13 protein-coding genes and 1 pseudogene are annotated in these 12,865 nt (G+C 56.3%); 10 read left to right on the top strand and 4 right to left on the bottom strand.

The window, feature by feature from the left end:
* Positions 1–34: 34 nt before the first annotated feature.
* A complete protein-coding gene (ygiD, locus tag ACSQ16_RS05405; RefSeq protein ID WP_435988789.1) occupies positions 35–859 on the bottom strand; it encodes a 4,5-DOPA dioxygenase extradiol in 825 nt (274 codons plus the stop codon).
* A gap of 59 nt (positions 860–918) precedes the next feature.
* Positions 919–1,341, bottom strand: a complete 423-nt coding sequence (locus ACSQ16_RS05400; protein ID WP_435988612.1) for a DoxX family protein — start codon at positions 1,339–1,341, stop codon at positions 919–921.
* A gap of 133 nt (positions 1,342–1,474) precedes the next feature.
* Here ACSQ16_RS05400 and ACSQ16_RS05395 point away from each other — a divergent pair, with 133 nt between their 5' ends.
* Together ACSQ16_RS05395 and ACSQ16_RS05390 are read left to right on the top strand one after the other, a co-directional pair.
* The gene (locus ACSQ16_RS05395; RefSeq protein WP_435988611.1) at positions 1,475–2,368 is read left to right on the top strand and encodes a LysR family transcriptional regulator; all 894 of its coding nucleotides are present in this window, start codon (positions 1,475–1,477) and stop codon (positions 2,366–2,368) included.
* Between the two features lie 215 nt (positions 2,369–2,583).
* Positions 2,584–2,802, top strand: a complete 219-nt coding sequence (locus tag ACSQ16_RS05390) for a DUF2798 domain-containing protein (protein WP_435988610.1) — start codon at positions 2,584–2,586, stop codon at positions 2,800–2,802.
* A gap of 71 nt (positions 2,803–2,873) precedes the next feature.
* Here the strand turns inward: ACSQ16_RS05390 and ACSQ16_RS05385 are convergent, their stop codons facing one another.
* Positions 2,874–3,635 (bottom strand): IclR family transcriptional regulator domain-containing protein, encoded by a 762-nt coding sequence (locus ACSQ16_RS05385; RefSeq protein ID WP_435988609.1) that lies wholly within the window; start codon positions 3,633–3,635, stop codon positions 2,874–2,876.
* A gap of 105 nt (positions 3,636–3,740) precedes the next feature.
* Here ACSQ16_RS05385 and ACSQ16_RS05380 point away from each other — a divergent pair, with 105 nt between their 5' ends.
* From ACSQ16_RS05380 to ACSQ16_RS05350, 7 genes are all read left to right on the top strand, one after another.
* Positions 3,741–4,460: a 3-oxoacid CoA-transferase subunit A gene (locus ACSQ16_RS05380; RefSeq protein WP_435988608.1), complete on the top strand. Its 720-nt coding sequence runs from the start codon at positions 3,741–3,743 to the stop codon at positions 4,458–4,460.
* Positions 4,461–4,477: 17 nt separating this feature from the next.
* A complete protein-coding gene (locus ACSQ16_RS05375) occupies positions 4,478–5,155 on the top strand; it encodes a 3-oxoacid CoA-transferase subunit B (RefSeq protein WP_435988788.1) in 678 nt (225 codons plus the stop codon).
* Positions 5,152–6,351, top strand: coding sequence for a 3-oxoadipyl-CoA thiolase (gene pcaF, locus ACSQ16_RS05370; RefSeq protein WP_435988607.1), 1,200 nt, complete (start codon positions 5,152–5,154; stop codon positions 6,349–6,351). Before ACSQ16_RS05375 ends, pcaF begins: the two co-directional genes overlap by 4 nt.
* A gap of 179 nt (positions 6,352–6,530) precedes the next feature.
* Complete coding sequence (gene rarD, locus ACSQ16_RS05365) at positions 6,531–7,469, top strand: EamA family transporter RarD (RefSeq protein ID WP_435988606.1); 939 nt, start codon at positions 6,531–6,533, stop codon at positions 7,467–7,469.
* Positions 7,470–7,824: 355 nt separating this feature from the next.
* Entirely contained in the window at positions 7,825–8,715 is an 891-nt protein-coding gene (locus ACSQ16_RS05360; RefSeq protein ID WP_435988605.1) for a metallophosphoesterase, read from the top strand.
* Positions 8,705–9,325 carry a DUF6634 family protein gene (locus tag ACSQ16_RS05355; RefSeq protein ID WP_435988604.1) on the top strand — a complete coding sequence of 207 codons (621 nt, stop codon included), beginning with the start codon at positions 8,705–8,707 and terminating at the stop codon, positions 9,323–9,325. The genes ACSQ16_RS05360 and ACSQ16_RS05355 overlap by 11 nt, the downstream gene beginning before the upstream one ends.
* A 327-nt stretch (positions 9,326–9,652) precedes the next feature.
* Positions 9,653–10,003, top strand: a complete 351-nt coding sequence (locus tag ACSQ16_RS05350) for a hypothetical protein (protein WP_435988603.1) — start codon at positions 9,653–9,655, stop codon at positions 10,001–10,003.
* A gap of 261 nt (positions 10,004–10,264) precedes the next feature.
* Here the strand turns inward: ACSQ16_RS05350 and ACSQ16_RS05345 are convergent.
* Positions 10,265–11,267: pseudogene (locus ACSQ16_RS05345) on the bottom strand (IS110 family transposase).
* Between the two features lie 480 nt (positions 11,268–11,747).
* On the opposite strand from ACSQ16_RS05345, the gene ACSQ16_RS05340 reads away from it, so the two are divergent.
* On the top strand, positions 11,748–12,863 hold the full coding sequence (locus ACSQ16_RS05340; protein ID WP_435988602.1) for a hypothetical protein: 1,116 nt from the start codon (positions 11,748–11,750) through the stop codon (positions 12,861–12,863).
* Positions 12,864–12,865 lie beyond the last annotated feature (2 nt).

The raw sequence follows: 12,865 nt of genomic DNA, 5'->3' as shown, positions 1-12,865 counted from the left end.
TCTGCACCTAGACATCTCGGAAGGCCGCCGTCGCCTATTTCGGATGGAAGATAAAGGACCGCATGGAAATCGACCCAAGGTCGATACTGTCGGTCATGAACAACAGGTCATCGCGCTGATCCGATGCGCCCGCGATCGTGAGCGCGGGCAAGTAGTGGTCCACGCTGGGGTGCGCTTCGGTCAGAAGAGAGCCCAGCGTTTCGCGATTTGCCAGCGTTTCGAAGTCACGGTCGATCAAACGACCGGTGACCAGATCATCGAACTCCAGCGCAAAAGCTTCGGGTCTTCCGTCAAAGCTCAGCCGCCGCAGGTTATGAACGATATTGCCAGACCCGAGAATGAGCACGCCCCGGTCTCGCAGCTCGGACAGTGCTTGGCCGATCTCAAGTTGATGTGCCAACCCCTCCGCCATGTCAATGGAGACCTGAAAAACAGGAACATCCGCCTCGGGGTAGAGATACTTCAGAACCGCCCAGGCGCCATGGTCCAGCCCCCAGGTGTCGTCTTCCTCGGCCCGGTGGCTCGCGAGGAGAGAGACAACTTCGCGCGCCAGTTCCGGATGGCCCTGGGCCGGGTATTGCTCGGCATAGAGCGCGTCGGGAAAGCCGTTGAAGTCGTGGATCGTGCGCGGCAGTGCGGAGACATCGACCAGCGTTGTTCCGCGCGTCATCCAATGCGCCGATACAACGAGGATCGCGTTTGGCCGTGGAAGACCCTGCCCCAAAGTGGTCCATGCCCGGCTGAAAGGCCCCTCCGTGATGGCGTGCATGGGGCTACCATGGCCGAGAAAGACAACCGGCATTCTTTGAGTAGGCGCGAAACGATCGCGCAGGCTGTGCAAGCTATGGGTCTGCATAATGACGTCTCCTCGGTTGGCCGGATCACCCTTGATCGGGTGATCCGGGAGGTTTCAGCAGATCAGGCGAATTTGCCCAAGACACGGTCAATCACCGGCAGGCGCAGCGCATAGGCGCCCGCACCCAGCAGGGCGATCACGCCTTGAACAACCGCCCAGAACAGCGGGAATTCCCAGCCGCCACCTTCGTTCGAGAAGGTCCAGCCGAACCCGGCATGGGCCCAGACCGACCCAAGAAGGATGGCAATCAACGGCACGGACACAAGGCGCACGGCAACGCCAGCGATCAACAGCAGACCACCGCCAAGCTCGCCGAGGATGGTCAGGTAGGCAAAAAAGCCCGGAAGACCGAGGCTTTCAAAAAATGCGATGGTGCCGGGAATGGTGAACAAGCTCACCTTCATCCACCCGTGGGCGAGAAAGAGAACACCGCTGGAAAGGCGGAGCGCCAGTGCGGCGAGATCGGTATTAGATTGCGTTGGCATTCGTTTGTTTCCTTTTCGGGGGGAGGCCACCCGCAAGCGGCCTGTTGTTGGTGTGGCCCCTACATACGCCTTGCCTCCTTTGCTCAAAATGGCGAATATATGGAATGACTATCCATAAAATGTACTGAATAAGATGGACCTTTTCGATCAATTGCGCGCTTTTGTGGCGACGGCCCGATCTGGATCATTCACAGCGGCGGCCGAAGAATTGGGCACCTCCAACCGCCTGACGTCAAAGTATGTGGCCGAGCTTGAACTAAGGCTTGGGGTTCGCCTGCTGCAAAGAACGACACGACAAGTTGGTCTTTCCCCGGCAGGGGAAACATTACTTGCTCGTGTCCCCGCACTCCTTGATGGGATCGACGACCTCCTAGAGGAAGTTTCGCAAGGATCCGAAGGCCTGTCCGGTCCGCTCCGGATAACGGCCCCCGTCACTTTTGGCGAGATTTACGTGGCCGGTATGCTGGCACGCTTCGGCGCCAAGTATCCTGATCTAACCATCGATCTGCGATTGAGCGATACCTATGCGGACCTTGCATCAGAAGGGATCGATCTTGCCTTGCGCATCGGCCATTTTGATCTGTCGTCCATGAAGGTCCGCCGTCTGACCAGCTTCGAAAGCATTCTTGTGGCCAGCCCCGCCTTTTTGGCCCAGAGCCCCGAGATCGCAAAGCCTGAAGACTTGTCCGAGGTAGCCTGCATCGTCGACACGAACCGGCGCTTTCCGCGTCGCTGGAACTTCACCCGAGCGTCTGAGGAGCGGGTCGTCCAGGTCAAAGGACGGTTTCAAGTGAACTCCGCTCATTCGGCGGCAGAACTCGCGCGCCAGGGGCTTGGAGTGGCCTATATCCCGAGTTTCGCGGTGAGTGACGCCATTGAGGGCGGCGCGTTGGTGCCGCTTTTGGCCGAGTGGACCGGGGAAAAAGGGGACGTGGCGGCTGTTTACCTTGAAGGCCGCGCCCTGCCGCGCAAGGTACGGACGCTCATCGATTTTATCGTGGCCGACATCGGCGGGACCTCTTTCTAAAGCGTAAAGCTTTAAAGGTAGATCACCTTGCACGGTCAGGCCTCTGGCGGTAAGTCTTAACCGCCGAAAAGATTCTGAGGCCGGTTGGTTATTCCGGCCCTCTGACTTCCAGAGATCCAGTCGCAGTATCCTGCGAACCCTCGGCATCGACCTATCATGGTCGGTGCCGGGGGAGTTGTGTTCCCCCCTCCGACCGCAACATGGAAACGACCTAAATGAACCTGAAAACTCTTATCCTCGCTCAAATCCTCATCACCTTCATGATGGCGGTTTTAATGTCAGGCACAATGTCGCTATTGATCATGGGGCTTACTATGGAATGGCTATTGGCTTGGCCTTGGCAAGCGCTCACCGCCTGGCCTATCGCGTTTGTCTTCACCCAATTCACGACGCCATTGGCATTCGCAATCGCCAATCGGACCATCGCAAAATAAACCGAATTTGGCGTGAATCCATTTATGCAGTGGGGATGACCCGCTGCATGACCGCCATCCCCTGCGCGCCCCTATCCAAGAATGCGGGCAATCCCGGCCTGCACCTTCAGTAATGCTGGCAGGTAACTTTCGACTAATTCCGCCGGGTCCGGCTGCGTTGCTGCCATCCCGGTGTTCAGGGCTGCAACCACGGCCCCCTTGCTGTTGAGCACCGGCACCGCGAGCGAGCGCAGGCTGATCTCAACCTCCTGATCGACCATCGCATAGCCGCGCGTCCGCGCCGTTTGTACCTGCGCCATGATTTCCTCCGGGTCTGTCAGACTGAACCGGGTACGCGGGGACAGATCGGACGCTTCAATGACGCGGCGCGCTTCCGCATCTGGCATCGCGGCCAACAGCACCCGCCCCATGGAGGTGCTATGTGCCGGCAGGCGTGATCCGGGCATCAGGCCGATCGACATGACCCGCCGCTGCGACGCGCGGGCGAGATAGACAATCTCAGTCTCGTCAAGAATGGCGACGGAGCAGCTTTGGCTGATTTGTTCGGTCAGTTGATCCAGCCACGGCTGCACGACCTGGGGCAGTTGCAAGCCACCAATGGCCCCGGTGCCAAGGCGCAGGCAGCGATGCGTCAGCGTAAAGAACTTCCCGTCATAGGCAGCGTAGCCTTCGGCATGGAGCGTCAACAGGCACCGGCGCGAGGTGGCACGGTCAAGCCCGGTCAGCGCCGCGACCTCGCTGATCGACAGCTTGGGGCGCTGTGCGTTGAAACATTCGATCACCCGAAGCCCCTTGGCGAGAGAGGAAATTGTGTTGCTGGATTTGTTCGTCATACGCACATGAAATTACGCATAGCGAACAAATGTCAACATACGCACAAAATTCTGGCTCTGCATACGCCCGACCGCTAGACCCTCTGCAACTTGAGGAGACCAGCAATGGACAAAACAGTTCCTACTGTGGCTGAGGCCGTAGCCGACATTCCGGATGGGGCGACGATTATGATCGGGGGGTTTGGCGGCTCTGGCGCGCCAATCGAAATGATCCACGCCCTTATCGATCGCTTCCGCGCCACCGGCAGCCCGGCGGACATCACTGTCATTAACAACAACGCGGGCAACGGCTATTGCGGGATCGCGGCGATGATCAAAGTGGGCATGGTCCGCAAGATGATCTGCTCTTTCCCGCGCAGCTCCAACGCCGAAGCGTTCAATGAAAAATACCTCGGGGGCGAGATCGAACTCGACCTCGTGCCCCAAGGCACGTTGGCCGAGCGCATCCGCGCCGCCGGTGCCGGCATCCCCGCCTTCTACACGCCGACCTCCTTCGGCACGGAACTTGCCGAAGGCAAACCGACCGAGGAATTTGATGGCAAGATGTATGTCCGCGAAAGATGGCTGAAGGCGGATTACGCGCTGATCAAGGGTCAGGACGGGGATCGCACCGGCAACCTGACCTACCGCATGGCGGGACGCAACTTTAACCCGCTGATGGCCATGGCGGCAGCAAAAACCATCGCGCAGGTCAGCGTGCTGGGGGAGCCGGGCAGCATCGACCCGCAGGAGGTCATCACTCCGGGCATCTTCGTCGACGCCATCGTGGAAGTGGCAGAACCTCAACAGGAAGAAGTGCTTGTGCGCACAGGAGTGGTTTACTGATGGCTGAGTTCAACATCATGCAGGGCAAACTTTCGAACGCGCAGATCGCATGGCGCGCGGCGCAGGACATTGAAGACGGGTCTTACGTCAACCTCGGCATCGGTTTCCCCGAGATGATCGCCAAATTTCAGCCCGAAGGCCGCGATGTGACCTATCACACCGAAAACGGGGTTCTGGGTTTCGGTCAGGCTCCGAAAGAGGGTGAAGAGGATTGGGATCTGATCAATGCCGGCAAGAAGCCCATCACGCTCAAGCCCGGTGCCGCGTTCTTCCACCATGCCGACAGTTTCGCGATGGTCCGCGGCGGGCATCTCGATCTTGCCGTTCTGGGGGCCTATCAGGTGGCTCAGAATGGCGATCTGGCGAATTGGCGCGTCGGCACCAAGGGCGTGCCTGCCGTGGGCGGCGCGATGGATCTTGTGCATGGTGCCAAACGGGTGGCCGTGGTCACCGATCATGTCACCAAGGATGGCGGCCCGAAACTGGTCGAGCGCTGCACCTTCCCGCTCACTGGCTTGGGATGTGTCACCCAAGTCTATACCTCGCTCGCGGTGATCGACATCAAGGGCGGCAGGTTCATCCTGCGGGAGAAAGTGCCGGGGCTCAGCATGGACGCTCTACAGGCCGTCACCGGGGCCACGTTGCACATTGAAGGTGATGTTGCCGATCTTATCGTACCGGAGGAACTGGCATGATCGACGTCTATATCTGTGATTACATCCGCACCCCTATTGGCCGATATGGCGGGGCGCTGTCCTCTGTCCGGGCCGATGATCTGGGCGCTGTGCCCCTCAAGGCGCTGATTGAACGCAACCCCTCTTTGGACCCTGCGGCAATTGACGAAGTCATCTTTGGCTGCGCCAATCAGGCGGGCGAGGACAACCGCAACGTCGCGCGCATGTCCCTGCTACTGGCGGGCTATCCCGAGACCGTCCCCGGCACCACGATGAACCGGCTCTGCGGCTCTGGCATGGACGCGGTGATCACCGCCGCGCGGGCGATCAAGGCTGGAGAGGCTGAATTGATCGTTGCGGGCGGGGTTGAGAGCATGTCGCGCGCGCCCTTCGTAATGCCCAAGGCCGCGACCGCCTTCGCTCGGAACAACGAGGTCTTTGACACCACCATCGGCTGGCGTTTCGTCAACAAGATGATGAAGGCACAATACGGCGTCGATTCAATGCCCGAAACCGCGGAGAACGTGGCGGAGGATTTTGACGTTAACCGTGCAGATCAAGATGCCTTCGCCCTGCGGTCCCAGCAAAAAGCAGGCGCCGCCATGGCAAGCGGGCGTCTGGCGCAAGAGATCGTGCCTGTCTCTATCCCACAGCGCCGGGGCGATCCTATCCTTGTGTCAGAAGATGAACATCCCCGCCCTTCGACCACCTTGGAAGCGCTGCAAAAGCTTAAACCCTTCGTCAAAGCGGATGGCACGGTGACGGCGGGCAATGCTTCCGGCGTCAATGATGGTGCTGCCGCATTGATCCTCGCCACGAAAGCGGCCGCAGAGAAACATGGGCTGACTCCCATCGCCAAAGTCCTCGGCGGCGCGACTGCCGGAGTTGCACCGCGCATCATGGGCTTTGGTCCTGCGCCTGCGTCAAAGAAGCTGATGACGCGGCTCGGGCTGAAACAAGAGGATTTCAGCATCATCGAACTGAACGAGGCTTTCGCGTCACAGGGCCTTGCCACCCTGCGCGATTTGGGCATTGCAGACGACGACCCACGGGTGAACCCCAACGGCGGTGCAATCAGTCTTGGACATCCGCTTGGCATGTCGGGAGCAAGGATCACCGGCACGGCCATGCTGGAGTTAAATCCCGGAGAGAAGTCCCTTTCCACAATGTGTATCGGTGTCGGCCAAGGGATCGCAATCGCGTTGGAGGCCGTCTGAGCCGCTGTGCGTAGCACTGGAATGGCGATCCCTTTGTTGCCGGTAGATATCCGAAATGAGGGGTAACCGACCTAGCGCCATTCCAAGCCCTGCCTGCAAGTTCAGCCATTCAGACGACCAGTAGTTTGACACTGGCAGGCCTTCATAGAAGGGGTTAGGACGGATGCGGAGGACCTCCCATGCGCAACCCCGACAGCCTCAAGAGCAAAACAAACGAAGACACATCCCAAGGTCTGGCCTTTGCCATTGCAGCCTATGTCTTCTGGGGATTCCTGCCCCTCTATATGAAGGCACTAGCGCATATTCCGGCTGCCGAAGTTGTTGCGCACCGGGTGGTCTGGTCTGTGCCGATTGCCGCGTTTGTTCTAGTGGCGATGCGGCGGACGCGGGATTTGAAGGCTGCTTTGCTCTCCCCTCGAACGCTGCTCATGGGTGCGGTAACGGCGACGCTGATCTCGATCAATTGGGGCATCTATGTCTGGGCGATCGCCTCGGGCCACGCGCTTGATGCGGCGTTGGGTTATTACATCAACCCTCTGTTCAGCATTCTATTGGGCGCGCTTCTCTTGGGCGAACGCATGTCCAAGCGGCAATTGCTCGCAGTGGGCCTCGCCGTAGGGGCCGTGCTCGTGCTGGCGCTGGACACCGGGTCGATCCCTTGGGTTGCCTTGGGGCTGACACTGAGCTGGGGCTTTTACGCGCTGGCCAAGAAAAGCCTGCCGATCGGGCCGAACCAAGGTTTCTTGCTCGAAGTGCTGCTTTTGCTTGTCCCGGCCCTCGCCTATATCGCCTACCTTGCGGCGACCGGTCAGGGGAACTTCACCGGGGCGCCGGTCGATACCTGGCTCTTGCTCGGCTGTGGCGCGGTTACCGCGGTGCCTTTGCTGGTCTATGCCAACGGTGCGAAACTCCTGCGGCTGTCGACGATCGGAATTCTGCAATACATCGCGCCGTCCATGATCTTCATCGTCGCAGTATTCGTATTCGGCGAAGAGTTTGGCCGCGCGCGAATGATCGCCTTTCCGATGATCTGGGCGGCGCTGATCCTTTACTCGTCATCTCTGCTTCAACAGATGCGACGGAGCCGTCCAGCCAAGGGTCCTGTAGGTCAAGGTTAGGCGCTAGAGCTATCTGGAACCGGAAGTCTGCGCAGAGCTTTTGCTTTTTCCTTGCACGGTTAGGCTTCGCTAGAACAGCAATATTCCAGACATAGGTTCAGCTGGCTTTCACTGGCCCGTGCTCCTTTGCGAAATTTGAAACCACGACCATATTCAAAAGCGCCAGTTTTGCGAAAAACGGCAGAAACATCCTCTGAATACCCATATTAGGCTACATATACTGAATTCTGAAAGCTTGCTAATAACGAAATAGGTATATTCTTATAAAATCGTTTAAAAACATGTAGTTGACTCAAATATCAGCAAAGTGTCATATGGATGGGAAATCAGCTTCCCATAGGCGAGGGCTTCCGGCATGACACTGACAATTCCATTCAACAGCGGCCGGATCGCGATCCTTTCGGACTTGCATGCCAATACATACGAGCACAGAGGGACTGATCCGATTGCTTCGCTGGGTCTTCATGCCGTCGTGAACGACACGCTTGATGGACTCATAATCGCCGGAGACCTTACGGATGGACCTGCGCGTAAGTGGATCCAGGGGCTTGCTCAATTGACACCGCACCTCCCGCCAGAACGCATCTATGTGATGCCCGGAAACCATGACTATTACGGCGGTACTCTTTCGGATGACTATCTCCTTGCTAAACACACACGTTCCGTCGGCGCACATTACGTGCAGAAAGAAGACTTGCACCACGGCGACACACGGTTCCTATGTTGTACGCTCTGGACGGATTTCGATCTGTTGGGAGATGCTGAAACAGCGATGGGCATCGCGGGAAGCGTCATGCGGGACTACTCCCATATATGGGTAGCCCCCCCTGCAATTCCAGATGAGGGAGACAGGATCACGTGGCAACCTTCAGCGACCGAAATTGAGCCCGCGGACACGCTTGCAGTTCACCGCGACCATCGCACATGGCTTGAGGACAAGTTGATGTCCCCCCACCCTTGGGGGAAGGCAGGCCGCACGGTTGTTGTGACCCATCATGGGGCCCATCTGTCGGTCGCAGGGCCAGTGGATGGCCTTACACCTGCATTCCACTCTGATTTAACAGACCTAATTGAGAGGTTTGCCCCATCAGCATGGTTCTTTGGCCATTCACATCGCCGGCTACGGGCCATGGTTGGACCAACCGACGTTCGGAACGTGAGCGTGGGATATTGTCGGGAGTTCCCTCGGCCAGAGAGTGAATATCTGTTCGAAGCAGGTCTTTGGGTGAGCCACGATGGATCCTAATTGGGCTGACCTCAAGTTTCTTGAGACTATAAGGCGATGCGCCCCACTTGTAATCACTGATACTGATGGCGCTGCCTATGCCGTAGCCGACACCATCCCGCCCGAGATTCATGAAGCGGTCGGACAGCTCAACTTGACGGTGACAAGAGTCGACGTGGGCGACAGGCTCAGTTTCCCAGTAGCGAATTGGATGTCGTGCAGGGAGAAGCTGATAGTCGAGCTTATGACACGCATGACGCGGCGGTCCTTCGAACTCAGCAAGTTGGGGCCGTCAACTGCCGAACTTGATCTAGCGCCAACCCTCTCCCCATGGTCTTCCATCCTTGATCCAACATACGGAGGCGCGATCCTAATCGGAGCGCAGGTTGGGCACCCGACACTGCGGGGTAAATTCATTAATACGTCTCGGCTTTGTGGGTTGGACACAGAGGGTGCGTGGGCCCGCACGTTGACCCGATGGTACCGTTTGGGTGATCGTGCAAACCAGCAAGAACTGGGCTCAATACTCTATGGCCGGGTTGGTCTCGCAGACGCCCTTATGCTCACCCCGTCCGAGGTCCAAGCTTACATCAAAGCAGACCACGTTTCCGCAGGGCTCAGCGATGCTTAGCCTTAGTAGATACTTGAAAGGTCACATCGAAAACTGTCTAGTTTACAGCGCAGATCAGACCCACACCTTCCTGAGCCCCCAGGCAATTTTTTCAATCACAGCCATAATCGGCTGCGGCGCAGCTCTATTTGTATCCTGGCGCGCCTACCACCTATCGGCAAAAAGCACTGGCCCGGACATGGACCTCGTGAGGCGGTTCGTCGAGTCGGCCCCCTTGGAACGACTTGCCGCAATTCAGACGCCTGAGAACCAGGACGCTGCCCAAGTCGAAGACGAAGAAAGAAAGGACGCAGCTGTAGAAACGTCCTAGTCGGAAGGTAGATTGCGATGCACTCAATTGATTGTTTCAACCACCACGGACAAGCTGATGCACGAAAAGTCGCGTTCATCTTGCGTACCTCCGTCACTGAATTAGCCGTAGCAGCGGGGGTCGATCTGGAGGAACTGCAAGGCCCGCAGATGATGTCGGATGAGACGCAGAACCGATTAAACAACCTTGTGGATGTACTGAACAAAGTGGGACCTCGGTTCGCTACACCGGTCATGGCTTATCAGTGGTATAGGTCCGAACCACTGGCGGGCTTTGATAGCCAAACTGCGATGCAACTCGTTCAGGCAGGCAAAGCGCAGCGAGTCGTCGAGTACATAGAATCTGTGGGGGCGGGAATCTTCTATTGAGCAGTCTCTGGGACGAAGGCGTATTCTGTTCTCTAATCTGTCAATGCGCTTTTCCAATTGCTGTCGATGTCTGAGGTTGCCTTTGTTCTCTTCGAGCTCCAGGGCTCAGGATGGGGTTGGCTGGAGGTAGGTCGGCAAGGTTGAAACCGCAATTTGGCCGAAGCCGCTGCTACAGAATACACGCCGTGTCCTACGCCCTCCCTCGGGCATCGTTTCCGCTGGGAACTGGTGTTTGGAATCCTCGCTTTGAATTTAGCAATTTCAGGCCGCTTTGAAGTTGGTTTGGTCTCGCATGATGGCATGAAGAATGACTGCGAGACGTCTGGCCAAAGCAACGCGCGCCTTTCGCATCGTAGACCGGGCAGCGATTGCCAGCGCCCATGATTTCAGCTTGAGCGGCGCGGCATATCTGGTCAGCATGACATTTGCTGCCTCGTAAAGGAGCGTCCGAACTTTGACATCACCTCGTTTCGAGATGCTCCCAGTGTAGTCGATCTCGCCAGATTGATGTCGTTGTGGCACCAGCCCGAGATAAGCCCCCACATCGCGTGATTTCTTAAATCGATGCGGATCATCAATTGCTGCGGCAAAGGCCAATGCCGTGATCGGACCGACGCCAGGTACTGTCATCAGGCGCTGACAGACTTTGGATCTACGGGTCATCTTCTTGATATCACCATCAATCGCAGCAACGGCCGCCAGAATGGCATCGCGTGCTGCAAACAACCCACAAAGTGCGGCATGGAGGCCGGGCACACCGTCACTCACGGCCAAGGCTGCGTCTTTGAATGCTGGCGACAAGGCACGTGGTAGGCGCACCCCAAATACGACAACCAACCCGCGGATTTGGTTGTCGATAGTGACACGCTGCCCAACCAGCTTTTTGCGTGCGGCGATGAGCGAGCGGACGGCATGCGCAGACAGCGATTTGACATGTGTCGGTTTATAGAACCCGGTCCGCGCCAGATGTGCCAAGCCACGTGCGTCATTGCGATCTGTCTTGTGCCCTGCCAAGGACTTTAAAGCCTGATATGCCTGCCTGCTCTCAATGCACTGAACAGAAATGCCGAGTTCAACAAGGCCGTGATAGAGCATCGGGGCCATCCTGCCAGTCTCCTTTGCACTCCGGCCCAACGGCGAGGAAATCGCTGATTGCCTTTGGGGACGTGGCAGTCTTTCCTTCCCGGATCAAAACGCCTTCCCGATCCAAAACGCATATGTGTGTCTCTTCCATCGAGACATCCAATCCTGCAAAATATTCCATCTTTCAGCTCCTCAAAATGACGTAAGATCCTAACCTTACCGCGGTTTCAAAAGATGGGTTGATGATTACGCCATGTTGAAAAACTCCCATACAGCGCGTTGATCCTAAATCGGGCAGAACAAAATTCTAATTTGCCCAAAGATCAACGGCACCACAGAGCTGCAATGAGCTCGTCGGGGAACGATTTCCCACATTTCAAAATTTGCAAATGCAGCACAGAGTTTTTCAACAGAATCGGCGGATTCCGGACCTTCGCTGCAGGTCGCGCGAAAGTCTGCTTTGCATTATGCTTTCTCCTAGTTGGACCTGAGTTCCAAGGGTAAGAAAGGTGAGCATCTAGGAAGAATTTTTCTGTTATCGCTCAGTGGGGTACCGCCATTCATAATGTTGCGCTCTTGCAGCCTGCTTGATGCGCAAAACGCGTGCAATCCCTGCGGAAAAGTGGTGTTCTTCCTGCATTCAATCGAGGGACGAGTCACCTTGTCGAAAATCAACAAAGCAGACATTTACGAGAAGAACCTGAATTTTCTGCTCGGCTCTGGCGCATCCTATGGTTTGCTCCCAACCCTTGCTCTGCGAGTTAAGGAGAAAGGATCTGGCAAAGCGCATACCGTCGAAACGTTGGCGACCAAGTATGAAGAAGATGCAGACTTCTTAGCGCATCTTTTCTCTTGGTATGTTCATGAGGTTATTCTTCCTGCCGCCGAGTATGATCCCCGCCATGCGGTTATGAACACCGCGCCGCAGGACGCAGCGGTTGAAAACTACCGCCAATTCCTTGAAACGATTTTGAAGATCCTCAGCAAGAAGAGTCATAAAAAAAGGGTTAACATTTTCACAACCAACTACGATGGGATGATTGCCCACACGGCCGAGGCCCTTCTGAGGCTTGGCTCGTATGACTTCCATCTGAATGATGGAACTGACGGATTTGTTAAGCGCACTTTGAATGCGCGTAACTTTGGAAGGTACTTTCAGGATCATGGGGCTTTCGATCGTCACTCTAAGAGTGTTCCTCAAGTAAACCTGATCGAGCTACATGGCAGTGTTTACTGGTACAAAGACGGCGAAAAAATCGAGGTATCCTATGATCTGGATCGTGCGAAGCGGCGAATTTCAGACGTGCCTCTCAGAGAAGATCAGGACTTTTTCGATGGCTTGTTGGATGATTCCTTCACGGATGAGGATCTGAATCCTCCTGCAGACGTCACCTTTACACAAAACGAAGCATTTCAAAAAGCATACAAAGCTCTTCCGATTGTAAATCCAACGAAATGGAAGTTCTACGAAACTGTTTTCGAAGAGCACTATTATCAGATGTTGCGGCTACTGAGCTACGAGCTTGAGAAGCCTGACACCGTATTCATCGCATTTGGGTTCTCATTCGCAGATGAACATATCCTGAACCTGGTAAAACGTTCGCTTTCGAACCCATCCCTTCATATGTACGTTTGCTGCTTCGACGACAGCGAGAAGCACTCGATGGGAAAAAGGTTTCTTGGCTTTGCGAACGTTGAGTTGATACGGATAGACGGGTTGCTCGATTTTTCGGCTTTCAACAATGAAGTATTTACAACCAAGCCAACGAGTGCATAGCA

It is taken from the genome of Sulfitobacter sp. SH24 (assembly GCF_965641895.1).
Lineage (GTDB): Bacteria > Pseudomonadota > Alphaproteobacteria > Rhodobacterales > Rhodobacteraceae > Sulfitobacter > Sulfitobacter dubius.
Note: the sequence above shows the minus strand (reverse complement) of the source record. Positions and strands in the feature narration are given on the sequence as shown.

Bases quoted from the DNA above. Each gene is read 5' to 3' on its own strand.
- ACSQ16_RS05395 (WP_435988611.1), top strand. From the start codon at position 1,475: ATGGACCTTTTCGATCAATTGCGCGCTTTTGTGGCGACGGCCCGATCT.
- rarD (WP_435988606.1), top strand. From the start codon at position 6,531: ATGCGCAACCCCGACAGCCTCAAGAGCAAAACAAACGAAGACACATCC.
- ACSQ16_RS05375 (WP_435988788.1), top strand. From the start codon at position 4,478: ATGCAGGGCAAACTTTCGAACGCGCAGATCGCATGGCGCGCGGCGCAG.
- ACSQ16_RS05385 (WP_435988609.1), bottom strand. From the start codon at position 3,635: ATGACGAACAAATCCAGCAACACAATTTCCTCTCTCGCCAAGGGGCTT.
- ACSQ16_RS05350 (WP_435988603.1), top strand. From the start codon at position 9,653: ATGCACTCAATTGATTGTTTCAACCACCACGGACAAGCTGATGCACGA.
- ACSQ16_RS05380 (WP_435988608.1), top strand. From the start codon at position 3,741: ATGGACAAAACAGTTCCTACTGTGGCTGAGGCCGTAGCCGACATTCCG.
- ACSQ16_RS05390 (WP_435988610.1), top strand. From the start codon at position 2,584: ATGAACCTGAAAACTCTTATCCTCGCTCAAATCCTCATCACCTTCATG.
- ACSQ16_RS05360 (WP_435988605.1), top strand. From the start codon at position 7,825: ATGACACTGACAATTCCATTCAACAGCGGCCGGATCGCGATCCTTTCG.
- ACSQ16_RS05355 (WP_435988604.1), top strand. From the start codon at position 8,705: ATGGATCCTAATTGGGCTGACCTCAAGTTTCTTGAGACTATAAGGCGA.
- ACSQ16_RS05400 (WP_435988612.1), bottom strand. From the start codon at position 1,341: ATGCCAACGCAATCTAATACCGATCTCGCCGCACTGGCGCTCCGCCTT.
- pcaF (WP_435988607.1), top strand. From the start codon at position 5,152: ATGATCGACGTCTATATCTGTGATTACATCCGCACCCCTATTGGCCGA.